The organism is Nocardia sp. JMUB6875 (assembly GCF_041154655.1).
Taxonomy (GTDB): Bacteria; Actinomycetota; Actinomycetes; order Mycobacteriales; family Mycobacteriaceae; genus Nocardia.
The window spans coordinates 50,365-75,548 of the sequence record NZ_BAAFGR010000001.1 but is presented as its reverse complement, the minus strand read 5'-3'; the positions used below and the strand labels follow the sequence as shown (position 1 = coordinate 75,548).

General features: G+C 69.2%; 22 protein-coding genes and 1 tRNA gene. 16 read left to right on the top strand and 7 right to left on the bottom strand.

The window, feature by feature from the left end; all coding sequences use genetic code 11:
* Positions 1–152 precede the first annotated feature (152 nt).
* Positions 153–1,961, top strand: a complete 1,809-nt coding sequence (locus ACAM49_RS00345) for a DUF4407 domain-containing protein (RefSeq protein ID WP_369633407.1) — start codon at positions 153–155, stop codon at positions 1,959–1,961.
* Between the two features lie 6 nt (positions 1,962–1,967).
* Here ACAM49_RS00345 and ACAM49_RS00340 read toward each other — a convergent pair whose 3' ends face one another.
* A complete protein-coding gene (locus ACAM49_RS00340) occupies positions 1,968–3,527 on the bottom strand; it encodes an MFS transporter (protein ID WP_369633406.1) in 1,560 nt (519 codons plus the stop codon).
* A gap of 80 nt (positions 3,528–3,607) precedes the next feature.
* On the opposite strand from ACAM49_RS00340, the gene ACAM49_RS00335 reads away from it, so the two are divergent.
* The 5 genes from ACAM49_RS00335 to ACAM49_RS00315 all read left to right on the top strand — a co-directional run bounded on the left by ACAM49_RS00335 (position 3,608) and on the right by ACAM49_RS00315 (position 8,465).
* Positions 3,608–4,168, top strand: a complete 561-nt coding sequence (locus tag ACAM49_RS00335; protein WP_369633405.1) for a TetR/AcrR family transcriptional regulator — start codon at positions 3,608–3,610, stop codon at positions 4,166–4,168.
* A 27-nt stretch (positions 4,169–4,195) separates the two neighbouring features.
* Positions 4,196–5,071 carry a hypothetical protein gene (locus ACAM49_RS00330; RefSeq protein WP_369633404.1) on the top strand — a complete coding sequence of 292 codons (876 nt, stop codon included), beginning with the start codon at positions 4,196–4,198 and terminating at the stop codon, positions 5,069–5,071.
* Positions 5,068–6,117 carry a DUF4129 domain-containing protein gene (locus tag ACAM49_RS00325; RefSeq protein WP_369633403.1) on the top strand — a complete coding sequence of 350 codons (1,050 nt, stop codon included), beginning with the start codon at positions 5,068–5,070 and terminating at the stop codon, positions 6,115–6,117. The genes ACAM49_RS00330 and ACAM49_RS00325 overlap by 4 nt, the downstream gene beginning before the upstream one ends.
* Before the next feature lie 119 nt (positions 6,118–6,236).
* Positions 6,237–7,166 carry an AAA family ATPase gene (locus ACAM49_RS00320; RefSeq protein WP_369633468.1) on the top strand — a complete coding sequence of 310 codons (930 nt, stop codon included), beginning with the start codon at positions 6,237–6,239 and terminating at the stop codon, positions 7,164–7,166.
* A gap of 3 nt (positions 7,167–7,169) precedes the next feature.
* Complete coding sequence (locus tag ACAM49_RS00315) at positions 7,170–8,465, top strand: DUF58 domain-containing protein (RefSeq protein ID WP_369633402.1); 1,296 nt, start codon at positions 7,170–7,172, stop codon at positions 8,463–8,465.
* Here the strand turns inward: ACAM49_RS00315 and ACAM49_RS00310 are convergent.
* Positions 8,443–9,252, bottom strand: a complete 810-nt coding sequence (locus tag ACAM49_RS00310) for an RDD family protein (RefSeq protein WP_369633401.1) — start codon at positions 9,250–9,252, stop codon at positions 8,443–8,445. The genes ACAM49_RS00315 and ACAM49_RS00310 overlap by 23 nt on opposite strands.
* 74 nt (positions 9,253–9,326) lie before the next feature.
* Here ACAM49_RS00310 and ACAM49_RS00305 point away from each other — a divergent pair, with 74 nt between their 5' ends.
* A complete protein-coding gene (locus ACAM49_RS00305) occupies positions 9,327–10,358 on the top strand; it encodes a stage II sporulation protein M (RefSeq protein WP_369633400.1) in 1,032 nt (343 codons plus the stop codon).
* Between the two features lie 696 nt (positions 10,359–11,054).
* Here the strand turns inward: ACAM49_RS00305 and ACAM49_RS00300 are convergent.
* A tRNA-Leu gene (locus ACAM49_RS00300) sits at positions 11,055–11,140 on the bottom strand.
* A 237-nt stretch (positions 11,141–11,377) separates the two neighbouring features.
* Between ACAM49_RS00300 and ACAM49_RS00295 the strand changes: the two genes are divergently transcribed.
* The 7 genes from ACAM49_RS00295 (at position 11,378) to pknB (ending at position 21,452) form a co-directional block, all read left to right on the top strand.
* A complete protein-coding gene (locus ACAM49_RS00295; protein ID WP_369633399.1) occupies positions 11,378–12,778 on the top strand; it encodes a DUF3662 and FHA domain-containing protein in 1,401 nt (466 codons plus the stop codon).
* Between the two features lie 229 nt (positions 12,779–13,007).
* Positions 13,008–13,475, top strand: coding sequence for an FHA domain-containing protein (locus ACAM49_RS00290; RefSeq protein ID WP_040802230.1), 468 nt, complete (start codon positions 13,008–13,010; stop codon positions 13,473–13,475).
* Positions 13,472–14,983 (top strand): PP2C family serine/threonine-protein phosphatase, encoded by a 1,512-nt coding sequence (locus tag ACAM49_RS00285; protein ID WP_369633398.1) that lies wholly within the window; start codon positions 13,472–13,474, stop codon positions 14,981–14,983. Before ACAM49_RS00290 ends, ACAM49_RS00285 begins: the two co-directional genes overlap by 4 nt.
* Positions 14,983–16,458, top strand: coding sequence for an FtsW/RodA/SpoVE family cell cycle protein (locus ACAM49_RS00280; RefSeq protein WP_369633397.1), 1,476 nt, complete (start codon positions 14,983–14,985; stop codon positions 16,456–16,458). Before ACAM49_RS00285 ends, ACAM49_RS00280 begins: the two co-directional genes overlap by 1 nt.
* The gene (locus ACAM49_RS00275; protein WP_369633396.1) at positions 16,455–17,930 is read left to right on the top strand and encodes a peptidoglycan D,D-transpeptidase FtsI family protein; all 1,476 of its coding nucleotides are present in this window, start codon (positions 16,455–16,457) and stop codon (positions 17,928–17,930) included. Before ACAM49_RS00280 ends, ACAM49_RS00275 begins: the two co-directional genes overlap by 4 nt.
* Positions 17,931–17,964: 34 nt before the next feature.
* Entirely contained in the window at positions 17,965–19,560 is a 1,596-nt protein-coding gene (locus ACAM49_RS00270; protein WP_369633395.1) for a protein kinase, read from the top strand.
* Entirely contained in the window at positions 19,557–21,452 is a 1,896-nt protein-coding gene (gene pknB / locus ACAM49_RS00265; protein WP_369633394.1) for a Stk1 family PASTA domain-containing Ser/Thr kinase, read from the top strand. Before ACAM49_RS00270 ends, pknB begins: the two co-directional genes overlap by 4 nt.
* An 84-nt stretch (positions 21,453–21,536) precedes the next feature.
* Here the strand turns inward: pknB and ACAM49_RS00260 are convergent, their stop codons facing one another.
* Genes ACAM49_RS00260 through ACAM49_RS00250 form a run of 3 tightly spaced genes read right to left on the bottom strand, consistent with a single transcriptional unit; the run spans position 21,537 to position 23,326 of the window.
* Complete coding sequence (locus ACAM49_RS00260; RefSeq protein ID WP_369633393.1) at positions 21,537–21,998, bottom strand: dCMP deaminase; 462 nt, start codon at positions 21,996–21,998, stop codon at positions 21,537–21,539.
* Entirely contained in the window at positions 21,988–22,671 is a 684-nt protein-coding gene (locus ACAM49_RS00255; protein WP_369633392.1) for a RibD family protein, read from the bottom strand. Before ACAM49_RS00255 ends, ACAM49_RS00260 begins: the two co-directional genes overlap by 11 nt.
* Before the next feature lie 13 nt (positions 22,672–22,684).
* Positions 22,685–23,326 carry an aminodeoxychorismate/anthranilate synthase component II gene (locus tag ACAM49_RS00250; protein WP_369633391.1) on the bottom strand — a complete coding sequence of 214 codons (642 nt, stop codon included), beginning with the start codon at positions 23,324–23,326 and terminating at the stop codon, positions 22,685–22,687.
* Between the two features lie 149 nt (positions 23,327–23,475).
* On the opposite strand from ACAM49_RS00250, the gene crgA reads away from it, so the two are divergent.
* Together crgA and ACAM49_RS00240 are read left to right on the top strand one after the other, a co-directional pair.
* Positions 23,476–23,742: a cell division protein CrgA gene (gene crgA, locus ACAM49_RS00245; protein ID WP_040802213.1), complete on the top strand. Its 267-nt coding sequence runs from the start codon at positions 23,476–23,478 to the stop codon at positions 23,740–23,742.
* Between the two features lie 88 nt (positions 23,743–23,830).
* Positions 23,831–24,274, top strand: a complete 444-nt coding sequence (locus tag ACAM49_RS00240) for a PH domain-containing protein (protein ID WP_369633390.1) — start codon at positions 23,831–23,833, stop codon at positions 24,272–24,274.
* Here the strand turns inward: ACAM49_RS00240 and ACAM49_RS00235 are convergent.
* Complete coding sequence (locus ACAM49_RS00235) at positions 24,271–25,164, bottom strand: rhomboid family intramembrane serine protease (protein ID WP_369633389.1); 894 nt, start codon at positions 25,162–25,164, stop codon at positions 24,271–24,273. The genes ACAM49_RS00240 and ACAM49_RS00235 overlap by 4 nt on opposite strands.
* Positions 25,165–25,184: the final 20 nt, after the last annotated feature.

The window sequence follows — 25,184 nt, the reverse complement described above, 5'->3', positions numbered from 1 at the left end:
CACGTCATATGCCGGAAACACGCCACTGTGAGGCTGGCCACATCCCAGCCGCCTCGGTCGATGGAACAGCTGTACGCCTGTCACGCTGAGACAACGAATCAGCGACGGTTTCGAAGCAGAATCACTTGGGACTTAAAGGGATGTGAGCTCCCATGACTGAGAAAGCCGCCGGACTGGGCGCACTGTTGGTATGGCTCGGTGGGGCGGAACCGCAGCTCATCGACCGAGACGAACGCGGGGGGTACACGGTCACCGGCGCGGTGGTGGCGTTGTTCGCGGCCACCGCGGGCGTGGTGACCGCCGTCGCCACGGCCGCCGCCGGCTGGCCGATCATCGCCGTCATCGCGATCGCGCTCATCGCGACGCTGCTGGTGGGTGCGCTCGCCCGGGCGCTGGCCACCGCGGCCACCCCGCACCGGGGCGAAAACCGCCGGGCCGTGGCCGAATTCGCCGGTCGCATCGCGGTGGCCGTGGTCGCCGGGGTGGTGGTCGCCGAATTGGCCTGCACCGTACTGTTCTCCGGCACCGTGCACCGGCTGCTCGACGAAACCGCCCAGCGCGCCGTGGAATCCGCGCCGACCGTGGTGACCGCGCGCGCCGACTTCGATCGGGCCAAGGCCGATCGCGCCGCGCTGGACCAGCAGATCGCCACCGCGAAGACCGATGTCGCCACCGCGCTGAAAATCGCGCGCTGCGAATACAACCCGAGCCAGGACTGCGCCGACGCGCCGAAGACCGGCGTGCCCGGACGCGGCCCCGAGGAGCGCACCGCCAACCAGATGCTCGACGACGCGCGCACTCAGCTCGCGGTCGCGCAGGGCAAGGTGGACGGGCTCGACGCCAAGATCACCGCGCAGGACAAGGCGCTCGCCGCCGCCCGCAAGGACGCCTACACCGAGGGCGATCGCGGGCTCGGGGCGCGCTGGGTGGCCATGAACGACTACACCACAGGGCATTTCGGACCGCTGGCCCTGCGGCTCGCCATCGCCCTGCTGATGGTCACGCTGGCCCTGCTGCCGCTGCTGCTGCGCTGGTGGCGCGGCGAGACGGCCTTCGACCGGACCGTCGCGGTCCGCACCGCCACCGATCGCATCGACCAGGCCGCCACCACCGCCATCGCCGTCAAACAGGCCGAGGTGCGGGTGGAGACCGAAAAACTGCGCGCCGACCAGCAACTCACCGCGGCGCGGCTGACCGCGCACGCCGATACCGCCATCGACCGGGAACGGCAGCGCACCCGCATCATCGCCGCCATCGGCAATCTCGAGATCGGCATCACCGAACCCGCCCAGCGCGCGGTGGCCGAATTCGACAGTGCCGCCAGACATGAACTTCCGGAGGGGATAGTGACCCAGTCGCCCAATCTGCCCGCCCAGCTCACCTCGGGAGCGCTGACCCCGCTGCCGCCCGCCGGCGCGCTCGCGCCCGTCGCGCCGGCCGCGCTGCCCGTCGCGCGGCCCGACTCGAACAAGGGTGGCGGACTGGAACTTCCGATCATCGGCACCGTGCCGTTCACCGACACCGCCGCGCGCTGGATCCGCCCGCTGGTGCCGTCGTTCGTGGCCAATGCCATCGATACCGCGACGCATCCGCTGCGCACGGTGCGGCAGGCATTCGAAGAGGCTGAGGAGATCACCTTCACGCTGCGCCGCACGCGCAAGGTGACGGTGGACTCCACAGATTCCGGGCAGCCGCAACCGCAGCAGGCCTACGCCCAGCCGCAGTACGGATATCAGCTGCCGCCGGGCTCGCCCCAGCAGGTGCACGCCGAGCGGGTCGCCTCCACCGTGGTCGATCAGCCGTACGCGCAGTATCCCTACACCGCGCTCCCCCAGGGCCAGGTGGTCGAGCCGGGTTACCCGCTGCCCGCCGCCCCGCAGCAGGGCGCGATCGACCCGCGCCGCAACCCCGAACTCGACCACCGGAACCCGCGCGAACTGCCCCCGGGCAAGGGGCAGTAGGCGCACTCAGGCCCGCTGCTTGCGGGCCGCACGGTAGGCGACGACCGCGGTCAGCAGCAGGATGGCCGCGGTGGAGGTGGCCGCCAGATGGATGCCGCTTACGAAGGCGGAGTGCGCCGAGTTCAGCAGCTCACCGGCCGCGGGTTGGGTCAGACCACGGGCGGTTTCGATGGCTCCGCCCAGGGATTCGCGGGCCGCGTCCGCGTGGGCGGACGGCACGTGCGACAGATCCAGACCGCGGCGGAAGACCGCCATGACGGCACTGCCCAGGATCGCGACGCCCAGTGCGATACCCATTTCCATGGCCGTCTCCGAGATGGCCGCGGCATTGCCCGCGCGGGCCTCCGGCGCGGTGCTCACGATCATGTCCGACGACACCGTGAGCGCCACGCCCTCACCCAGGCCGATCAGCAGGAAGCCGATGACGAACGGGGTCACCGAACCCTGCGGATCCGCGGGCAGCAGCCAGTAGAGCGTCGCGCCGATCGCGACCGTCACCAGCGAACCCGCCAAAACCGTTGCCGGACGCCAGAACCGGACCAGCCAGGCCGCGGCCAGCGCACCCAGCATGGAGCCGACGGTGCCCGGGATCAGCAGCAGACCGGCCTCCAGCGGAGACTTGCCCAGCACCAGCTGCAGGTACTGCGAGCCGAAGAACAGCATCCCGGCCAGCGCGAACACCGACAGCAGGTTGGTGAACACGGCGGCCCGGAACGCGGGCATGCGGAACAGGTCCAGATCGATCAGCGGGGACTTCAAGCCGCGCTGACGACGCACGAACGCAATTCCGGAGACCACGCCGACGAGCGCGACGAACACCAGGTTCAGGCTCACGCCATGGGCCGCGATCTCCTTGACCGCGTACACGATCGGGATCAGGGCCAGCATCGAGAGCCCGGCGCTGACCAGGTCGAAGCGGCCCGGGTTGGGGTCACGCGACTCCGGCACCAGGACCGGGGCCAGCACCAGCAGCAGGGCCATGACGGGCAGGTTCACCAGGAACACCGAGCCCCACCAGAAGTGCTCGAGCATCCAGCCGCCCAGCAGCGGGCCGAACGCCGCACCGGACGCGGCCATCGCGCCCCAGACCGAGATGGCCAGGGTGCGCTGGCGGGCGTCGGCGAACATGGACCGGATCAGGCCCAGGGTGGCGGGCATCAGGGTCGCACCGGCGACACCCTGCAGAACGCGTGCGGCGATGAGCATTTCGGGATTGACGGCCCAGGCCGCGAGCGCGGAGGCCGCGGCGAAACCGGCCGCGCCGATGAGCAGCAGGCGGCGGCGGCCGATGCGGTCGCCGAGGGTGCCCATGGTGACCAGCAGGCCCGCGAGCACGAACGAGTAGACGTCGATGATCCACAGCAGCTGCGGGGTGGTCGGGGACAGATCCGCGGTGATCGACGGGACCGCCAGGTCCAGCACGGTGGCGTCGACCGCGATCAGCAGCAGGGCCAGGGCCAGCACGCCGAGCCCGGCCCAGTCCCTGGGCCGGGCCTTCGGTGCGGGTGCGGCGGTGGGCCGCAGGGTGGCGGGAGTTCCGGAGCGTGCGGTCGGTGAGGTGGTCATCAGCTTTCTCTTTCGAGTTCGTGAACCGTCCAGACGGTACAGTAGCATTCTGAACCGTCCAGACGGTACAGTCAAGCCTCGTGACTCCCCGCGACCCCGCCGGCACCCGCGACCGGATCCTCGACGCGCTCGAGACCCTGCTGCTCGACAAGGGCCTGTCCCAGGTGACCCTGGAGAACGTGGCCGCCACCGCGGGCGTCTCCAAGGGCGGGCTGCTCTACCACTTCAAGAGCAAGGACGCGCTCATCGCCGGACTGCTGCGGCGCGTCGGCGACCGGGCCGACCAGCAGGTGAAAGCCGCCGTGGCACAGGGCCGCTCGGTGGCCGAGTGGTATCTGCAGGCCCCGCACCCCGAGGACGACACCGACGCGGTCGAACTCGCGCTCTACCGATCCATGCTGGCGGCCATGCGGACCGTGGACGCACCGGCCGACGCCGCGCAGGCGGAGACCGACCGGGCCCTCACCGAGGTGCTGGACGCGTGGAAGACCGCCCTGGACACCGAGATCGACGATCCGGTCCGGGCCGAGATCGTGCGCCTGGTCGGCGACGGCGTCTACCTGCGGGCCCTGCTCGGCATGCCGCCCATCGACCCCGATCTGTACCGGCGAGTGGTGGCGCGACTGCTATCAGGCGACTGAACACGCTGGTCGGGATAGAGTGGGCGCGTGTTGCCGACCGCCGCCGACTCCGTCGGTTCGCCGACCGGCTCGGTGGGGGAACCGACTGCTACCGATCCGGTCGTTGTCCCGATTCGCCCGATGCAGTTCCGCGAACTGCTGGATCTGCCGTTCGCCCTGATCCAGGCCCGGATCAAGACCCTGGTGGCGCTGATCGGCCCGGCCGTGGCGGTGGCCGCCCTGGCCGCGATCGGGGGCACGGTCCTGGCGGCCGTCCTCACCCATGACTCCGACAGCGGAACCTTCTGGGGCGCACTGCTGGTGACCCTGTCGTGCGCGTGGGTGCTGCGCTTCTTCATTCGCGGCGTGACCGTTCCGATCGGACTGTCGGTCGTGCACCGTGCGCCGCTGCGCGGACGGGAAGCGCTGCGGCGGTTGGCCTCCCGAGCCGGGCCGCTGCTGGCGTATCAGGTGATGTACACGCTGATCGGCCTCGGCGTGCTGGCGCTCGGCGCTCCCCTGCTCATCACCGCGCCCTTCGCGGTGCTGTGGCTGGCCTGGCTGCGCGGGCGGCGCGGCACGGTGGCGCCCATCCTCTTCGACAGCCCCGTCGGCTACCGCGCCGCCGCCCGCCGCGCGAAAGTGCTTGCGGGCGGCACCGAATGGCAGTTGGTCGGGCTGTGGCTGTACCTGCGCGGGCTGCTGGTGGTGCTGATCGTGCCGGTGCTGGCGCTGCCGCAGTTCATCGCCGACTTCTCGGGCACGCACCGCTGGACGGTGACGGTCCTGATCATCACCGCCGCCCTGCTCATGGTGGCGCTCGGTGAGCTGGTGGAGTCCGCGACCCAGGTCGTCACCTATGTCGATCGGCGCTGCCGCCGTGAGGCGTGGGACATCGAACTGCCCACCGGAGGCGGCCGATGACCGAGACCGATCGGATTCCCGTTCCCCCCGAACCCGCCCTGGGTTCGGCCGCCGCCCACCTGGCCGCCTCCGAGGAGGCCGCCCGGCGCGGCGATTTCGGTGCGGCGCTGCGGGAGCGGTATCGCGCGGTGACACGCGGGCTGGAACAGCGCGGCCTGCTGGAGGAGGAACGGGCGCGCACCGCGCAGGAGACCGCGCGGGCCGCCGCGACCAGCGTGCCGGACGCCGGTGAACTGCCCTCGGCGGCACACAGTTTCGACGAGGTCGTCTACGGCGGCCGCTTCGGAACCGAGGCCGAGTACCGCCGCCTCGAACAGGCGGACCGGTATTCGATCGCGCCGCCGCCCAAGGACGGCCCGGTCGAACTCACCGAGAAGCGCAAGACCCGCAAGGCCAAGGCGGGCCGCGACAAGACCGCCCGGGAGCGGCCGGAACTGCCGGAGCTGCTGCGGGATTGGCGGTTCTGGGCGGTCGTCGGCGGGATTCTCGCGATCGTGCTGCTGGTGTTCGTGCTGAGCCAGCTCGGACCCGCGCCCTCCATGCCGAATCCGCCCACCGAGGTGCCGCCGCATCCGACCAAGCCGCCGAAGACGCCGGAGGTGCCGCCGCCGGACTTCGGCGAGGGCAGCGACTCGATCTTCCAGTCCCTGCCGAACTGGCTGGCGTTCGGCGGTCTGCAGTTCCTCATCGCCTGGGCCGCGGTGCTGTGGTGGCGCGGCCGCCGCCGCGGCGCGGTCGTGCGCGAACCGCTGCCCGTGGAGGCCCCGGCGCACGAACTGCTGGCCGGACAGGCCGGGCTGTACCGGAAATCCCGCGACCACGAACATGTCGCGGCCAAACTACGGGCGGCGGCACTGCGCCGGCTGCGGCCCGCGCTCGGCGTCACCGCCGACACCCCGGCCGAACTGGTGACCGCGGCGGTGAGCGCCCGCCTGGGCGCCGACCCGGCCGTGATCCGCGCCGCCCTCTACGACCCGGTCGCCGATCGGGGCACGTTGGAACTCGTGGCCGCACAACTCGAATGGATCGAAGCGGAGGTCTTGTGACCGAACTGTCCGACAACACCGGTCTCACCGAGAAGACCGATCTCGTCAAGGACGCTGCGGCGATCGGCGCCGAGGGCGCCGACGGCCGCGCGCCCTCCACGCAGGAGGCCCAGCGGGCGCTGCTGGCGCTGCGCGCCGAGATCGGCAAGGCGGTGGTGGGCAACGATCACGCCGTCATGTTCCTGGTGCTGGCCCTGCTGTGCCGCGGGCACGTGCTGCTGGAAGGTGTTCCGGGCGTGGCCAAGACGCTGCTGGTGCGCGCGCTGGCCACCTCGCTGGACCTGGAGCACGCCCGCGTCCAGTTCACCCCGGACCTGATGCCGGGCGATGTGACCGGTTCGCAGATCTACGATCCGCACTCGGCCGAGTTCACCTTCCGCCGCGGCCCGGTCTTCACCAACCTGCTGCTGGCCGACGAGATCAACCGCACCCCGCCCAAGACCCAGTCGGCGCTGCTGGAATCCATGGAGGAGCGCCAGGTTTCGGTGGACGGCGTGCCGCAGCCGCTGCCCGATCCGTTCGTGGTGGTGGCCACCCAGAACCCGATCGAGCAGGAGGGGACCTATCCGCTGCCGGAGGCGCAGCTGGACCGGTTCCTGTTCAAGGTGGACGTCCAATTGCCCGGGCGCGACGACGAATTCCGCATCCTGCAGCGCCATGCCGCCGGCTTCGATCCACGCGATCTGGCCGCGGCCGGACTGCGCCCGGTCGCGAATGCCGCGCACCTGGCGGCCGCCCGCGCCGCCGTCGCGCAGGTGGCCATCAGCCCCGAGGTGCTGGCGTACACGGTCGACATCTGCCGGGCCACCCGCACCTCCCCCGCCGTCGCACACGGCGCGTCCACCCGCGGCGCGACCGCGCTGATGGCGGCGGCGCGCGCCTTCGCCTGGCTCAACGGGCGCGCCTACACCACACCCGACGATGTGAAAGCCGTTGCGACGCCGGTGCTCCGGCACCGCCTGCAGCTGCGGCCCGAGCACGAGGTGGAGGGCGTCACCGCCGAGGGCGTGCTGGCCTCGCTGCTGATGTCCGTCCCCGTTCCGGTCTAGGCCGTGGTCGTCACCGGCCGCCTGGCCGCCGCGGCGGTGCTGGCGGCCCTGTTCGTCACGCTGGCGCTGCCCTCGTGGCTCGGGGTGCTGATCGCCACGCTGGTGCTGGTCGCGCTCATCGCCGTCGATCTGCTGGCGCTGGGATCGCCGGGCGCGCTGGAGCTTTCGCGGGAGCCGCTCACCACCGTGCGCTCCGGCCGCGGCATCGAGGTGGAGCTGGCGGTGCTCAATGCCGGTACCCGCCGGATGCGCGGCACGCTGTGGGACGACTGGCCGCCCAGCGCGCACGCCCGTCACCGCACCCACGCGCTGAATCTGCCGCCCAACACCAGGATTCGCCTGCGCACCGAGCTGACGCCGGACTATCACGGCGACCGCGCGGCCGGACCGGTGACGCTGCGCCTGCTCGGTCCGCTGGGCGTGGCCGGACGCCAGGTGCGCCGCCAGGTCCCCGCCCGGCTGCGCGCGCTGCCGCCGTTCCGCAGCGAGCGGCTGCTGGCCTCGAAGGTGAAGCAGTTGCAGCATCTGGAGGGCCGCAACACCACCACGATTCGCGGTCAGGGCACCGAATTCGATTCGTTCCGTGAATATGTCGCGGGCGACGATGTGCGCACCATCGACTGGCGCGCCACCGCCCGCGCCGATGACGTGCTGGTGCGCACCTGGCGGCCCGAACGCAACCGGCACGTGGTGATGCTGCTGGACACCGGCCGGGTGAGCGCGGGCAGGGTCGGCGCGGGCACTCGGCTGGACGCCACCATCGAGGCGTCGCTGCTGCTGGGCGGGCTGGCCGCGGCTGGCGGCGATTCGGTGGATCTGCTGGCCTACGACCGCCGCGTCCGCACCGAGGTGCGCGGCATCGGCGGAAAACGCCTGCAGGTCAAGCTCATGCACGCGCTCGCCGGGCTCGCCCCCGAACTGGTCGACACCGACTATCAGGGTCTGCTGCGCGCCACCCTGCAGCGCGCCCGCCGCCGCAGCCTGGTGGTGTGGTTCACCCATCTCGACGCCGCCACCGTGCAGGAGGGTCTGCTCCCGGTACTGCCGGTGCTGGCCGAACGGCATCGAGTCCTGGTGGTCTCGGTGACTGACCCGGAAGTGGCCGCGGCCGCGACGCGTCGCACCGGTCTGGACGACCTCTACGCGGCGGCCGCCGCCGAGAACGTCATCGCCGAACACGCCGTGGCGCGGGAAACCCTGCGCCGCATGGGCGTCCGCGTCATCGCCGCCGCACCGGACCGGCTGCCCGAGGCGCTGGCCGACGAATACCTGGAACTCAAGCGGACCGGAGCGCTGTAGGCGGCACCGCGACCGGCCGCGCGGCGAAGGACGGTGGCGGCGCCACCTGCACGATGGCGCGCCGCTGCCGCTCGGCCAGCACCGCGCCCAGAATCTGCAGCGGCGGATACCCGTTCAGCGGCGGCGTGCGCAGCTTCGCGCAGACGGCGATCACCAGGGCGCGCCCCAGCCGGTCCTGCACCTCGGGCGTCAGGGTCCGGAAGCGCAGCAGGTATTTCCGCATCGACAGCACCAGATCGTCGGGCAGACCGGACAGATCGAGCTGCCGCGCCCAGCCGATCAGCCACGGCGGCGGCGCGGCCAGCGCCGCGAAGGGCAGCCGGCTGCGATCGTGCACGACCACGGTCCCCGCCAGCGCGTCCCCGACCCGCCGGGCATTCGGCGAGCAGACGGACACCACGATGGCGATCAGCCCGGTGCCCAGCATCCAGAAGTCCACGATTCCGGCCAGCCCCCGCGTCACCGCGTGCCGGAAGTCGATGGGCCCGCCGTCGGCGCGCACCACCCGCAGCCCGACCGCCATCTTGCCCACCGAGCGCCCGTGCGAAAACGTCTCGAACAGCACGGGATACCCGATCAGCGCGCTCACCATGGCCACCACGACCGCCGCGTCGCGCCACGCGGAATCCGCGTCGATCCACACCAGCAGCAGCTCGAGCACCAGCACCAGCAGAATCCCGAGAATCACCTGCAGGATCAGATCGAGCAGGAACGCCGCGGCGCGCGTGGGTATCCGCGCGATCGGCAGTTCCACGGCCACGGCCTCGCCGGTGGTGAAAAGTGCCATGGGGGTCGTCTTCCTCCGCCGGGTGAGATCGAGATGGATAGCATTCTGTCAGCGTTGGCGCAGGAGGGGTACTCATGGATCTGGACGCGTACACGTTCGTGCACAAGCCCGCCTGGGACCGATTGGATCAGCTGGCCTCCCGCCGCAAGCGCCTGGACGGCGCGGAGGCGGACGAACTGGTCCGGCTGTACCGCCTGGCGTCCCAGCAGCTGGCCCGATTGCAGACGCGGGAGGCGGATCCCGAACTCATCGCCGGACTTTCTGCGGTGCTGACCCGGGCGCGGGGTCGCATACTGAGCGCCCGCATCGACACCCTGCGCGAGATCGGCTACTTCTTCAGCCACCGCTTTCCGGCCGCGGTCTACCGGGCCTGGCCCTGGTGGCTCTCGGTCGCGACACTGTTCCTGCTCGGCTCGGCGGCGCTGTCGGCCTGGGTGGCGAATTCCGAGTCCGCGCGGCGACATCTCGGCCTGGACACGGATACAGATGCCTTGACGCGGCCCGGTGGCGAATTCGAGACCTACTACTACGAGCACCCGCACGACGCCTTCGCCGCCAAGGTGTGGACCAACAACGCGTGGGTGTCGGCCATGGCGCTGTTCCTCGGGGTGCTCATCCTGCCCGCGGTCTATCTGCTCTTCATGAACGCCATGAACCTCGGGATCAGCGCCGGGCTGATGGCCGAGGCGGGGCGGCTCGGCCCCTTCTTCGGCTGGATCCTGCCGCACGGAATGCTGGAGCTCACAGCGATTTTCGTGGCCGGCGGGGCGGGCCTGAAACTGGGCTGGACCCTGATCGATCCGGGTAAGGAGAGCCGCCCGCAGGCACTGGCCCGGCAGGGCCGGGCGACCGCCGTGATCGCGCTCGGACTGGTCGGCGTGCTCCTGGTTTCGGGCTTCCTGGAGGGCTTCGTGACGCCCAGCGGACTGCCCACCGCACTGCGGGTCGGGATCGGGGCGCTGGCCGAACTCGGCTTCCTGGCCTACGTCTTCGGTCGCGGCAGGATCGCGGTGCGCGAGCAGAAGACAGCGGAGCGCCCGGAGCACATCACGGGCTATTCGATCGAGAAGGGTCCGGAACCGGTTGTGGGAGTAGCGACTTCGTAGTCGCGGAACCGTCGGATTGATTTCCACTGGCCGCAGCGAGTCCGGCTCAGCTGCGGCCAGCGTTGCCGATGACTCTACACAATCGTTATGGCTACGCAACCTCCGACTTGCCCGCCGGGCGTATAACGCGACCAGGCGAAATGCCCCTTCCCCGTAGGGAACCCGGCAAGATCGCTAATACCCCGCATCCGCTTTGCGGACAGTCTGCGGAGGGCCCCGAAACTATCCCCGCGGTCGCGTTTCCGAGCCGATTTCAACCCCTTGTGCGCGATGGGTTTCGAACCCGGCCGGAAGGTTTGCCGAAAACGCGAAAATTTTCCGATCACCACCCCTTCAACCCGCGTTAACCTGGTGTTTCGTCGCAGCTCAGTCCGATTGCCAACGGGTCGCCATCACCCAAACAAACCTCAAGTTTGTTTGATGCGGGTTTCGCTAAATGATCATCAGGCAATGGCCGCCAGTAATCGGACGCATACCCCAGACGGCATCTCCCGGCAAACGATTTTCGCCCTTCCGAGGGCCCGAAATCGCACTCCGGCAACGCCTTCCGCGACCCCCTCCGACCAGGGCGTGCGATCTTCGTCACATCACCTTCGACGTGGGGTTTTCACGGTTCCCGCGGAACGGGCTCGCGACACGCACCCGGGACACAAAAGAAGAAGGCCCCCGATCCGTGTGGATCGAGGGCCTTCCTCATGGTGGGCGAGGGGGGACTTGAACCCCCACGTCCTTACGGACACTGGCACCTGAAGCCAGCGCGTCTGCCATTCCGCCACTCGCCCGAGCGACGGGAAGAAACGTATCACGAGGTTTGCGCCAAAACGAAATCGCCTGGTTATCGGGGGTTCGAACGCGATGCCGTGATGTCGCCAAGACACGGGAACCCAGGGCCGTCGCCAAGAGTTACAGGTGTGGACGATCGTGGATATCATGCAATCAACGTGTCCCTGCGGCGACACGCCACGTCTGCGTGTTGCTTTCTAGGACGCAACCCCGCACGCCACAGAAGGGAGGGGTCTATGGGAATCGTTTCTCGATTCGAACGCCGTCTCCAGGGGGCGGTGGGGGACGTTTTCGCCCGCGTCTTCGGCGGGAGCGTCGTCCCTCAAGAGGTCGAGGCCGCGCTGCAGCGTGAGGCCGCCGACCATATCCAGGATCTCGGCGGCGGGCACCTGCTGGCTCCCAACAGCTATGTCATCACCATCAACGAGTCCGATCTCCGGCAACTCGTCCAGGGTGAGGGACAGCCGGATCGCGATCTGGCCTCGCAGGATTACGAGCTCACGAAGCGTGCATTCACCAAACATCTGCAGGACTACATCCGTGAGCAAGGGTGGCAGACCTACGGCGAAGTGCACGTGGAGTTCGAGGCATCCCCTACGCTGCACACCGGACAGTTCAGGACGCGCGGCCGGGTGGATCCGGACGCGGGTGGGCGGGCAGGCCCGTCACCGGGTCCTGAACGCCCACAACGACCCAACCCGCAACCAGGAGCTGGCCCCATGACGCAGAACTCAGGCTACGACCCAAGCCGTGAGCCCGCGGAGTCCGATCCGCGGAACCGCGGGTACGCGCCCCCGCCTGCGGGCCGCCAAGGTCAGCAGGGTTACGGCGACTACGGCCGCGGCGGTCAGCAGGGCTACGAGCAGGGCGGCTACGGCCAGTCCGAGCAGGGCTACGGCGAGTACCAGAACGGCTACGACTACAACCAGCAGCAGGGCGGCGGTTACGGCCAGCAGGGCGGCTACGCCGAGCAGGGCTACGGCCAGCAGCCGGGCTACAGCGCGCCCGACCAGGCGTACGGCCAGCAGCCCGGTTACGCCGACCAGGCCTACGGGCAGCAGCAGCACGGCTACGACCAGGGCTACGGCGATCAGGCCTACGGCCAGCAGCCGGGCTACGCCGACCAGGCCTACGGGCAGCAGCAGGGCGGTTACGGCCAGCAGGGCTACGCCGACCAGGGCTACGGCCAACAGGGTTACGCCGAGCCGGGCTACGGCCAGCAGCAGGGGTACGGCCAGCAGGGCTACGACCAGTACCCGGATCAGGGCGGCTACGCCGAGGAGGGCTACGGCCAGCAGGGTTACGGGCAGCAGGGCGGCTACGGCGCGGCCCCGGCACGCGCCGGCTCGAGCTACTCGGCCACGCTGCAGCTGGACGACGGCTCCGGCCGCACCTACCAGCTGCGCGAGGGCAGCAACATCATCGGCCGCGGCCAGGACGCGCACTTCCGGCTGCCCGATACCGGAGTTTCGCGGCGGCACATCGAAGTTCGCTGGGACGGCCAGACCGCGATGCTCTCGGACCTGGGTTCGACCAATGGCACGCTGGTCAACGGGTCACCTGTCCAGGATTGGCAGCTGGCCGACGGGGATGTGATCCGCGCCGGACATTCCGAGATCCTGATCCGGATCGTCTGATCCCGTAAGCTCGCGGTGCAGGTCACGATATGGCTAGGAATTCCTCGGTCGTATCGTGATCGCAACCGGTCGTCGGCCCTATGATGCTGCCAACACTCGCGGCGGAGCATGGCCGCGCTATGCAGCAACGCACCGACGCTGACCAGCAAGACACCGGTTGGGGGTCACGGAGCCATACCTCCGTAACTGCCCCGTACCTACGACACGGTCGAACAGGAGGTGGAGCACCGTGCAGGGACTGATCCTGCAATTGACCCGTGCGGGGTTCCTGCTGCTGTTGTGGCTGTTCGTGTGGGCGGTGCTCCGGACCCTGCGCAGCGATATCTACGCGGCTTCCGGCCTTCGGGTCGCGCCTCGGGCCGCAGGCGGTTCCGCGGTGCTCCCATCTTTTCGCCGGGGCCAGAAGGGCGCCAAATATCTCGTGGTGACTCAGGGTTCTCTCGCCGGTACCCGCATCTCACTCGGCTCACAGCCGGTGCTGATCGGACGCGCCGACGACTCCACACTGGTTCTCACCGACGACTACGCCTCCACCCGCCACGCGCGCCTGTCGCCGCGCGGTGAGGACTGGTACGTCGAGGATCTCGGTTCCACCAACGGGACCTACCTCGACCGGTCGAAGGTCACCACTCCGGTGCGAGTTCCACTCGGCACCCCCGTCCGTGTCGGCAAGACAGTGATCGAGCTGCGATCGTGACACTTGTTCTCCGCTACGCCGCCCGTAGCGACCGCGGTCTCGTCCGGGCCAACAACGAGGATTCCGTCTACGCAGGTGCGCGACTGCTCGCGCTCGCGGACGGCATGGGCGGCCACGCCGCCGGTGAGGTCGCCTCGCAACTGATGATCGCCGCGCTGGCGCATCTGGACGACGACGAGCCCGGCGACGATCTGCTCGGCAAGCTCAATCGTGCTGTGCACGAGGGCAATGCCGCCATCGCCGACCAGGTCGAGGAGGAGCCGGAACTCGACGGCATGGGCACCACGCTCACCGCCATCCTGTTCGCCGGGCGCAAACTCGGCCTCGCGCATATCGGCGACTCCCGCGCCTACATGCTCCGCGAGGGTCAGCTGGCCCAGATCACCCGCGACGACACCTTCGTGCAGTCGCTGGTGGACGAGGGCCGGATCACCCCGGAGCAGGCCCATACGCATCCGCAGCGCTCGCTGATCATGCGCGCGCTCACCGGCAACGAGATCGACCCCACCCTGGTGGTGCGCGAGGCCCGGGCCGGGGACCGCTATCTGCTGTGCTCCGACGGTCTCTCGGACGTGGTGTCCGACGAGACCATCGCCAACACCCTGCGCGAGGGCACCACCGACGAGGCGGCCGACCGGCTCATCGAATTGGCCCTGCGCAGTGGCGGTCCCGACAACGTGACCGTGGTGGTCGCCGACGTCATCGATCTGGACTACGGCCAGAGCCATCCGATCGTGGCGGGCGCGGCGTCGGGCGAGGACGAGGACACGCCCCCGCCGAACACCGCCGCGGGCCGGGCCGCCGCCATGCGGCCGCCGCGCGCCACCCCGCGCCGCGCGGTCCAGCAGGCCGAACCCGAACCGCCCAAGAAGAGCCACAAGCTGCGCTGGCTGGCGCTGTCGCTGGCCCTGCTGGTGGCCGTCGGCGCGGGTCTGACCGTGGGCTACAACATGATTCGCAGCAACTACTACGTCGGCGTGGACGGCGAGAAGGTGGTCGTGCTGCGCGGCCTGCCCGGCTCGGTGCTGGGCTACTCGATCCGCGATGTGGATCAGGTCGGATGTGTCACGCGCGCCGGCGAATTGACGCTGGCCGGTCCCGGCGACAAGTTTCCCACCGGCTGCGCGCAGCTGACCCGCAACGATCTGCGCCCCAGCGGCCGCGACTCGGTCGACAAGGGCCTGCCGCCGGGCTCGCGCGACGACGCCGTCAAGCAGATCCGCAATCTGGTGCAGACCGAACTGCTGCCGCCGTGCGAGAAGCAGGCCCCCACTCCGCCTTCCACGCCTCCGGCCACCCCGCCCGCCGACCCGAATCAGCCCGGCACCCCGGTGACCACCACGCCCGCCGCGCCGACCACCCCGGCCGTGCCCGGCGGCCTCACCGGCGGTGAGCGCACCGGCGAGAACCATCAGCTCGAACCCCACAAGTCCGATCAGCCGACCGCTCCTGTCACCACCACCACGGCTCCGCAGACTCCGGGGCAGAACTGCAGGACGGCGGACTGATGTCCGCACCGGCACCGCCGTCCACTGGGGCCTTCCCCAGTCCACCCGGCGGATTCGCTCCTGCGCCGCCACCCGTCACCCGGCGCAATGTGGAGTTGCTGCTACTCGGGTTGGCGGCCGTCATCACCACGGTCTCGCTGGTGCTGGTGGAGGCCAGTCAGGAGCAGGCGATCACCTGGGAGATCGCCAAGCTCGGTGCCGCGTACCTGGCGTTGTTCGGTGTCGCGCATCTGGCGGTGCGGCGGTTCGCGGCCTTCGCGGATCCACTCCTACTACCGATCGCGGCGCTGCTGAACGGGTTGGGCCTGGTGGTCATTCACCGCGTCGACCTAGCGCAGGCACAGGACGCCGCCTTCGCCTCCCTGCCCATCCCCTCCCCCGACGCCAACCAGCAGGTGCTGTGGACGGGGTTGGGGATGGTGGTTTTCATGGGGCTGTTGATCGTGCTGCGTGACTACCGCAGCCTGGCCCGCTACGCCTACACGCTCGGCCTGATCGGATTGATCGCGCTGACGCTGCCCGCGCTGCTGCCGGACCGGTACTCCATGGTCAACGGCGCGAAGATCTGGATCCGGTTGCCCGGCTTCAGTGTTCAGCCCGGCGAGTTCGCCAAGATCGCGCTGATCGTGTTCTTCGCGGGCGTGCTGGTGTCCAAGCGCGACCTGTTCACCGGCGCGGGCAAGCACGTGTTCGGCATGGAACTGCCGCGCATGCGGGATATGGGACCGATCCTGCTGGTGTGGGTGGTGTCGGTGGGCGTGCTGGTGGTCGAGAAGGATCTCGGCACCTGCCTGCTGATCTTCTGCACCGTGCTGTGCATGCTCTACATCGCGACCGAGCGGGTGGGCTGGGTGGTGGTCGGCATGGCGCTGCTGGCGATCGGATTCGTGTTCGCCTACAACGCCTTCGGGCATGTGCGGGTGCGGGTCGAGACCTGGCTGCACCCCTTCGCCGACTACTCCAACACCGGCTATCAGATCTCGCAGTCGCTGTTCGGGCTGGCCACCGGCGGACTGGCCGGGACCGGGCTGGGCAGCGGGCGGCCCTCGCAGGTGCCCTTCGCCAAGACCGACTTCATCATCTCCGCCATCGGTGAGGAGCTCGGCCTGATCGGGCTGACCGCCATCCTGATGTTGTTCTGCGTGTTCACCATTCGCGGCATCCGCACCGCGCTGGCCATTCGCGACAGCTTCGGCAAGCTGCTGGCCGCGGGCCTGGCGTTCACCATCGCCATCCAGGTGTTCGTGGTGGTCGGCGGTGTCACCAAGCTGATTCCGCTGACCGGTCTGACCACGCCGTTCATGTCCTACGGCGGCTCCTCGCTGCTGGCCAACTACGTGCTGCTGGGTCTGCTCATCAAGGTGTCCGATGCCGCGCGGCGGCCGGCTCCCGCGCGCAAGCGGGTCGAGCCGGTCGCCCCGATCGCCGACGCGTCGACGCAACTGCTGCGCAAGGTAGAGGGGGGTGCCGCGTGAACACGCCGCTGCGCCGGGTAGCGCTCGCGGTCATGGTGATGATCGTCGCGCTGCTGGCCAACGCCACCTACGTGCAGGTGTTCAAGGCCGACAGCCTGCGCAACGATCCCCGCAACGTGCGAGTCCTGTTGGACGAGTACGCCCGTCAGCGCGGTCAGATCTCCGCCTCCGGCACCGTGCTCGCGAGTTCGGTGGCCACCGACGACCGCTACAAGTACCTGCGCACCTACCCGACCGATCCGCTGGCCTACGCGCCCGCCACCGGCTACTACTCGATGCAGTACGGCAGCAACGGGCTCGAGCACGCCGAGGACTCGGTGCTCAACGGTTCGGACAACGCGCTGTTCGGGCGGCGGCTGATCGACATGATCTCCGGCCGGGATCCGCGCGGCGGCAATGTGGTGACCACGCTCAACCCGGTGATGCAGAAGGTCGCCTACGAGCAGCTGACCGCCAAGAACCTGACCGGTTCGGTGGTGGCCATCGAGCCCAGCACCGGGCGCATCCTGACCATGGTGTCCACGCCCTCCTACGATCCGAACCTGCTGGCCGGGCACGACGGCGCGGCCACCCAGAAGACCTGGGAGCAGCTGCAGCAGGATCCGCGCCAGCCGATGCTGAATCGCGCTGTCTCGCAGACCTATCCGCCGGGCTCCACCTTCAAGGTGATCGTGACCGCGGCCGCGCTGTCCAACGGCATCGCCAAGCCCGACGACCAGTTCACCGCCGCGCCGCGCATCACGCTGCCCGACACCGCCACCACGCTGGAGAACTACAACGGCAGCCACTGCGGTCCCGGCGACGGCCAAACCGCTTCTCTCACCGAGGCTTTCAAGTACTCGTGTAACACCGCCTTCGCCGAGCTCGGTATGAAGGTGGGGGCGGCCAAGCTCAAGGACGAGGCCAACGCGTTCGGCATCGGGACCCAGCACCCGAACATTCCGATCCCGTGGGCGGACAGCACCGTCGGCACCATTCCCGACAGTGCGGCCATGGCGCAGTCCAGCATCGGGCAGCGCGATGTCGCGCTCACCCCGCTGGACAACGCGGTGGTGGCGGCCACCATCGCCAATGGCGGCGTGCGGATGAAGCCGTATCTGGTGGACCAGCTGCAGGCGCCCGACCTGTCCACGCTGGAGACCACCAAGCCGACCTCGGTGGGCCAGGCGGTCACCCCGCAGGTGGCCACCCAGGTCACCAATCTGATGTTGGAGTCGGAGAAGAACACGCAGGGAGGGACCCAGCCGCGGTCGTATCAGATCGCGTCCAAGACCGGCACCGCCGAGCACGGCGACGATCCGCGCAATACGCCGCCGCACGCCTGGTACATCGCCTTCGCCCCCGCGCAGAACCCGAAGATCGCGATCGCGGTGATCGTGGAGAACGGCGGCGACCGGGCACTGGCCGCCACCGGTGGATCGGTGGCGGCGCCCATCGCGCGGGCGGTGTTGGACGCCGGGCTGGGGGGCTGAACGATATGAAGGTGCAAGGTAGACGGGGTCACGAATGCTGAACAACGGTGCGATGATCGCGGACCGGTACCGGCTGCAGCGGCTTATCGCCACCGGCGGCATGGGCCAGGTCTGGGAAGCGCTGGACACCCGGCTGGACCGCCGGGTCGCGGTGAAGGTGCTCAAGGCGGAATTCTCCACCGATCCGACCTTCCGGCAACGGTTCCGCACCGAGGCGCGGACCACCGCGCAGCTCAATCACCCCGGCATCGCGAGCATTTACGACTACGGCGAGACGCAGGACCCGTCCGGCGGTGAGATCGCCTACCTGGTGATGGAATTCGTGCAGGGCGAACCGCTCAACGCGGTGCTCTCACGGCTCAACCGGCTCTCGGTCGCGCAGGGTCTGGACATGCTCGAGCAGACCGGCCGCGCGCTGCAGGTCGCGCATCTCGCGGGTGTGGTGCACCGGGATGTGAAGCCGGGCAACATCCTCGTGACGCCGACCGGTCAGGTGAAGATCACCGACTTCGGCATCGCCAAGGCCGTGGACGCGTCCCCGGTCACCAAGACCGGCATGGTGATGGGCACCGCCCAGTACATCGCGCCCGAGCAGGCCACCGGCGAGGACGCCACCGCCGCCTCGGACGTGTACTCGCTGGGTGTGGTCGGCTACGAGGCGCTTTCGGGCGCGCGGCCGTTCACCGGTGACGGCGCGCTGACCGTAGCCATGAAGCATGTGCGCGAGGCCCCGCCGCCGCTGCCGGCCGATCTGCCGCCGAATGTGCGCGAGCTGATCGAGATCACCATGGCCAAGGATCCGAGCCAGCGCTACACCGACGGCGGCGAATTCGCCGACGCGGTGGCCGCGGTGCGTTCCGGGCGCAGACCCACGCCGCCCGGCGGTATTCCGGTCACGCCCATGACCGGGGCCACCCGGGTGCTGCCGCCCGGGCCGACCATGATCATTCCGGGCGCCCGGTCCGATCAGGCCACCACGCGCTATCCGACTCCGCCGCAACCGATGCGGCAGCCGCCCGCCGCCCCGGCGACCTCGACCACGGTCATGTCCGGACCCCGCACGCCCGTGGGACCGATGACCTTCACCGGGCCCGCCGACGACGGCTCGTCCGGGCGCTTCACCAACGGCCAGAAGGCCATGGCCGGTCTGGCCGTCGGCGTGCTGATCCTGATCGCGGGTATCGGCATCGTGCTGGCCAGCAGCAACACCCACGACTCCACGCCGCCCCCGAAGACCAGTGCCGTGGTGGCCCCGCCGGTGGTCCCGCCGACCACCACCACTCCCCCGCCGACCACGACCACGAGGGAAAAGCCGGTGCCGCCGCCCCCGGTCACCACCTACGAACCGCCGCCGACCACCACGCCGGAACCGACGACGACACCGCCGCCGGTCACCACCACGACTCCGCCGAAGCCCACCACCACGGCGCCGACCACCACGCCGCAGAAGCCGACCACCACCAATAAGTGGCCGTGGCAGCAGGGCGACATACCATCATGGCCAGTGACTCCGGGCGCGAATCCCGGCGGCGCCGTCCCCAATGGCGGGGTGAGTCCGGGCAGTAATCGCGGGCCGCTCTACACGCAGGACCCCTATTCATCCACAGTCCCGCAGCAAGGATTGCCATGACGACCCCGAAGAACCTCTCCTCCCGCTACGAGCTGGGCGAGATCATCGGGTTCGGTGGCATGTCCGAGGTGCACAAGGCCCGGGATCTGCGGCTCGGCCGCGATGTCGCGATCAAGGTGCTGCGCGCCGACCTCGCCCGCGACCCCACGTTCTACCTGCGCTTCAAGCGTGAGGCGCAGAACGCGGCGGCGCTCAACCATCCGGCCATCGTGGCGGTGTACGACACCGGCGAGGCCGAGGTGGACGGCGGCCCGCTGCCCTACATCGTCATGGAGTACGTGGACGGCGACACCCTGCGCGACATCGTGCGCGGCAAGGGTCCGCTGCCGCCCCGGCGCGCCATGGAGGTGATCGCCGATGTGTGTGCGGCGCTGGACTTCTCGCACCGCAACGGCATCGTGCACCGGGATATGAAGCCCGCCAACATCATGATCAACCGCGCGGGCGCGGTGAAGGTGATGGACTTCGGCATCGCCCGGGCCATCGCCGACAGCTCCAACCCCATGACCCAGACGGCCGCCGTCATCGGCACCGCCCAGTACCTCTCGCCCGAGCAGGCGCGCGGCGAGCAGGTGGACGCGCGCTCGGACGTGTACTCGGTCGGCTGCGTGCTCTACGAGATCCTCACCGGCGAACCGCCTTTCACCGGCGACTCGCCGGTCGCGGTGGCCTACCAGCATGTCCGGGAGGATCCGCGGCTGCCGTCGCAGGTGCATCCGGGCGTGCCGCGCGAACTCGATTCGGTGATCCTCAAGGCGATGAGCAAGAACCCGGCCAACCGGTATCAGACCGCGGCCGAGATGCGCGCCGACCTGATCCGGGTGCTGGGCGGGCAGAAGCCCACCGCGCCCATGATCATGACCGACGAGGACCGCAGCTTCGACGACGAACTGCCGCCGCCGCGCAGCTACCGCACCGTCGAACGCCGCGACGACACCACCGAACAGGAACTGGTCGAGGACAGTCCGCGCAAACGCACCGCGCTCATCGCCATCCTCGCCTTCGCTGCGATCGCGGCGGTGGCCGGGCTGGTGTGGATGCTGGTCAGCGGCTCGCATCCGGATCAGGTCGCGGTGCCGGACGTGGCGAATCAGAACTACCAACTGGCACAACGGGATCTGGAGAAGGCCGGTTTCACGGTCGCCATCCAGCAGAAGAACGATCCCAAGGTGGCGCAGGGCAATGTCATCGCCACCCAGCCGTTGGGCGGTTCGCGCGTCGACAAGGGCAGCACCGTGACCGTGCTGGTGTCGGCGGGACCGCAGCAGGTGCCGGTGCCCAAGCTGGCCGGCCTCACCCAGCAGCAGGCCGAGCAGACCCTGAACTCGCAAGGGCTGCGGCTGAACCCGGATATCAAGAAGCAGACCTCCAGCGTCGACGAGAAGGACAAGGTCGTCGCGCAATCCCCGGACGGCGGCCAGAAGATCGACTCCGACGGCCAGGTCACCATCACCATCGGCACCGGTCCGGAGAAGGTGCGGGTGCCCGACGTGGTCGGCCAGTCCATCGATGTCGCGCAGTCGACGCTGTCGGACACCGCGCAACTCAAGGTGACCGTCCAGGAGGTTCCGAACAACCAGCCCAAGGGCACGGTGATCGCCACCAATCCGGCCGCGGGCTCCAGCGTCGACAAGGGCTCCAATATCACCGTCCAGGTCTCCAGCGGCGACCAGCTGACCATGCCCGACCTGCGCGGCCTGACCCCGGCGCAGGCCGTGGACATGTTGCGGCAGAAGGGCTGGAACGGTCAGATGAGCCAGAACACCATGAGCACGCTGAACGCGGGCGAGGTCGGGCGGATCCTGGCGCAGCAGCCGACGGCGGGCTCGCCGCTGGGCAAGACCCAGACGGTGACGATCACGACCGGCGTGCTGTCGCTCGGCCCGCCGTGAGCCGAATTCGATGACGAGAAACGAGGGTCCGCGGCAAGCGCCGCGGACCCTCGTTGTTTCATGTGAAACCTTGCCGATTGAAATCTAAAGGCGCAGATGCCGGTTCATCGACATGGCCTCCTCCGCCAGATCCGGCAGCTCCACCACCTCGACCCCGTGCTCGCGCAGCCGCTCCACCCCGACGCAGTTGTCCACGAAGGTGCCGGGCTCCCGCCAGGCGATGACCACCCGCCGAATCCCCGCCGCCAGAATGCGATCCGTGCACGGCGCCCGATCCTGGCTCGCGCGCTGCGAGCAGGGTTCCAGGGTGCTGTAGAGCGTGGCGTGCGGCAGGCGCGGATCGCGGGGATCCAGCTTGTTCAGCGCCGACTCCTCGGCATGCACCTTCTCGTCGGTCTCCCGCGACCACCCGTGCTCGATCTCCACGCCGTCCGCGCCGACGATGACCGCACCCACCGCGAAGGCGGTCTCGCTGCGCGGGCACAGCCGCGCCAGCCCGATGGCGTGCCGCATCCAGCCGCGATCCAGCCGCGTCTCATCCGGCATCGGAATCCTCCTTCGGCAGATAGCGCAGCAGCGCGATATCACCGATGCGGCCCACATCGGCCAGTTGCATGCGGTGGTTGGGGCCGCCCGGGAAGGCGGCGGGCCCGAGGAAGCGCGGGGCGGCCGGATCGCCGACCACCAGCGGTGCGACGGCCATCCAGATCTCGTCGGCCAGGCCGCCGGACAGGAAGGCGGTGTGGATGGAGCCGCCGCCCTCGACCATGAGGCGTTCCAGTCCGCGCTTGCCCAGATCGTCCAGCAGCGCCCCGAAATCGATTGCCGCGCCCAGCGATACCACCTCGGCCAGGCCGTCCAGCCGCGCGCCGAGGCGGGCGGCGCCGGAATCGGTGGTGTAGACCAGCCTTTCGCCGCCGCTGTGGAAGAAGCGCAGTTCGGGATCGAGATCGCCACCGGCCGTGACGATCACCCGCACGGGATGGTCCGGTTTGCCCGATGCCACCCGGTGCAGCCGTCGATCGGTGCTGTTGACCAGCAGCCGTGGATTGTCGCGGCGCAGGGTTTCCGCGCCGATCAGGATGGCGTCCGACTCGGCGCGCAGCGCGTCGACCCGATCGAAATCGGCGGCGTTGGACAGCAACAGCCGATCCGGGCTCGCGTCATCGATGTACCCGTCGATGCTGACGGCCACCGACAGCATGACGTGCGGCCTCATCGGGCGGCCCCGCTCATGAGGCGAGGGCCGCGACCTCCGCCTCCAAGGTCTGCACCAGTCCCTCCGCCGGCCGCTCACCGCACACGCCCAGCCAGTTCGCGAGCATGCGGTGCCCGCCCTGGGTGAGCACGGATTCGGGGTGGAACTGCACACCGTGGATGGGCAGATCGCGATGCCGCAGGGCCATGACGATGCCGGTTTCGGTGCGGCCCAGCACCTCCAGCTCCGGCGGCATGGTCTCCTCGACGACGGTCAGGGAGTGGTAGCGGGTGGCGGTGAACGGGTCGGGCAGCCCGGCCAGCACGCCCGCGCCGATGTGGAAGACATCGCTGGTCTTGCCGTGCAGCAGTTCCGGGGCCCGGGTCACGGTCGCGCCGAAGGCCTCGCCGATGGCCTGATGACCCAGGCAGACGCCGAGCAGCGGGGTGGCGTGCTTGGCGGCGGCGTGCACCAGCGGAATGCTCGCGCCCGCGCGATCGGGGCTGCCGGGCCCGGGGCTGATCAACACCCCGTCGTAGTCCTGCACAACCTTGTCCACATCCGCGAGCCGATCGTCGTCGTTGCGCCAGACCTCGGCATCCACACCCAGCTGTCCGAGATACTGGACAAGGTTGAACACGAAGCTGTCGTAGTTGTCGACGACCAGTACACGCATGATTCGAGAGTAGTGGGCGCGGCGCTCGCCGTCGCATGCAATACCGCCGAACCGTGTCGCCACAATCGCCCCGGGACTCCCCAACGACACTTTCCCCAGGGTTGCCGGGATAATGTCTACGCAGACAGAACGCCGAATACGAGGACGTCATGCCTAAGTCGAAGGTCCGGAAGAAGACCGATTACACGATCAACCCGGCGAGCCGCACTCCTGTGCGCGTGAAGTCGGCTGGTCCGTCGCCCGTTTGGTACGTCGGCATCATGCTGGGCTTCATGCTGGCCGGTCTGGCCTGGCTGCTTGTGTACTACCTGGCCAACGAGCAGATCAGCTGGATGAGCGACCTGGGCGCCTGGAACTTCCTGATCGGGTTCGGCCTGATGGTGGTCGGCCTGATCATGACCATGCGCTGGCGCTAGTGCCCCGCCGGCCGTGTGCCTTACATCATTGTTATTCATACACACCTGTGGATGACCTTGTGGACAACTCGAGGAGGGAGTGGGGACAGTGACAGCGACCGATCCCTCCTCCCGCCTGGCCTGGTCCACACCCATGGCCGCGGTCGTGGTGTGCGGCATCGGCGGCATCGTGCTGGCCGCGGCCGCCTTGCTTTCGAACGACGGTCCCGGCCGCCTGCTCATCGGGCTGGCCGCCGTGGGACTGCTGTTCATGACCGTCGTGGGCCTGCGGCAGCGGCCGCGGCTGGCGGTCGAACCCGGTAATCCGGTGCAGGTCGTGGTGCGCGGCCTGACCGGCGCCCAGCGCTACACCCCCCAGCAGATCCTCCGCGTCCGCGTGGTGAACTACCGGCGACTCGGCCGGAAGATGCCCATGCTGGAGATGGATGTGGATCATCAGGGCGACGAGAAGCTCATGATCTTCGGCCGCTGGGATCTGGGCGCGCACCCCGAGGATGTCCTCGAGGTGCTGCGAATTCACCTGGCGCGCTAGGCCGGGATATACGGGAGGACCACGCCCGACGGCGCGGTCAGCACCGTCACCAGGATCGCGGCGATTCCCAGTGCGGCGACCGCCGCCCAGCCGATATTCAAGGCGACCCTGGTATCTCGCGCGCCGACCCACCGCGGCAGATAGAGGATCCCCGCGGTCGCGGCGGTGCCGCACACCAGTCCGCCCAGATGCGCCCAGATCGAAATCCCCGGCACCGCGAACGTGATGACCAGGTTGATCACCAGCAGCACCATGATTTGGGTGAGGTTCTGCCGGGTCCGGAGCATGATCACGGCCACCGCGCCGAAGATCCCGAAGATCGCGCCCGACGCACCGGCGGAATGGCTCTGAGCACCGTAGAACGCGATCACGGCAGCCGAGCCGCCCAGCAACGACACCAGATACACGGCCAGATACCGCGCCCGGCCGAGTGCCACCTCGCAATAGGGACCGAGCATGTACAGCGCGAACATGTTGGCGAGCAGATGGATCGGGCCGTAGTGGAGGAAACCGGAGCCGATCACCCGTTCCCATTGGCCGTTGCCGACCTGAACGGGCACCATTTCCCAGCGCTGGAACAGCCTCGAGAAGTCGTTGTGCGCCAAGCTCTGCGCCTGGAAGGCCGTGATCGCGAAGACGATCACATTGATCGCGATCAGCGCGTAGGTGACGTACGGAACCGGGATCTGCCGCGACACGTCCGTCCCGGCGATATTGCGCACCGGCCGGACGTCATTGCGCCCCTGCTGGACACACACCACACAGTGCTGCCCCACCGCCGCCGGGGTGAGGCACTCCGGGCAGGCCGGACGCCCGCACCTGGTGCAGGCCAGACCGGTGGGCCGGTCGGGATGGCGGTAGCAGACGGGTGCGGGCGGCTTGGGTTGCATGTGAGTTCTTTTCCGCTGTG

Excerpts from the sequence above, each read along its gene's own strand:
- ACAM49_RS00310 (WP_369633401.1), bottom strand. The coding sequence starts at position 9,252 with ATGGCACTTTTCACCACCGGCGAGGCCGTGGCCGTGGAACTGCCGATC.
- pknB (WP_369633394.1), top strand. The coding sequence starts at position 19,557 with ATGACGACCCCGAAGAACCTCTCCTCCCGCTACGAGCTGGGCGAGATC.
- ACAM49_RS00250 (WP_369633391.1), bottom strand. The coding sequence starts at position 23,326 with ATGCGTGTACTGGTCGTCGACAACTACGACAGCTTCGTGTTCAACCTT.
- ACAM49_RS00255 (WP_369633392.1), bottom strand. The coding sequence starts at position 22,671 with ATGAGGCCGCACGTCATGCTGTCGGTGGCCGTCAGCATCGACGGGTAC.
- crgA (WP_040802213.1), top strand. The coding sequence starts at position 23,476 with ATGCCTAAGTCGAAGGTCCGGAAGAAGACCGATTACACGATCAACCCG.
- ACAM49_RS00325 (WP_369633403.1), top strand. The coding sequence starts at position 5,068 with ATGACCGAGACCGATCGGATTCCCGTTCCCCCCGAACCCGCCCTGGGT.
- ACAM49_RS00295 (WP_369633399.1), top strand. The coding sequence starts at position 11,378 with ATGGGAATCGTTTCTCGATTCGAACGCCGTCTCCAGGGGGCGGTGGGG.
- ACAM49_RS00345 (WP_369633407.1), top strand. The coding sequence starts at position 153 with ATGACTGAGAAAGCCGCCGGACTGGGCGCACTGTTGGTATGGCTCGGT.
- ACAM49_RS00270 (WP_369633395.1), top strand. The coding sequence starts at position 17,965 with ATGCTGAACAACGGTGCGATGATCGCGGACCGGTACCGGCTGCAGCGG.
- ACAM49_RS00340 (WP_369633406.1), bottom strand. The coding sequence starts at position 3,527 with ATGACCACCTCACCGACCGCACGCTCCGGAACTCCCGCCACCCTGCGG.
- ACAM49_RS00260 (WP_369633393.1), bottom strand. The coding sequence starts at position 21,998 with ATGCCGGATGAGACGCGGCTGGATCGCGGCTGGATGCGGCACGCCATC.
- ACAM49_RS00235 (WP_369633389.1), bottom strand. The coding sequence starts at position 25,164 with ATGCAACCCAAGCCGCCCGCACCCGTCTGCTACCGCCATCCCGACCGG.
- ACAM49_RS00280 (WP_369633397.1), top strand. The coding sequence starts at position 14,983 with ATGTCCGCACCGGCACCGCCGTCCACTGGGGCCTTCCCCAGTCCACCC.
- ACAM49_RS00305 (WP_369633400.1), top strand. The coding sequence starts at position 9,327 with ATGGATCTGGACGCGTACACGTTCGTGCACAAGCCCGCCTGGGACCGA.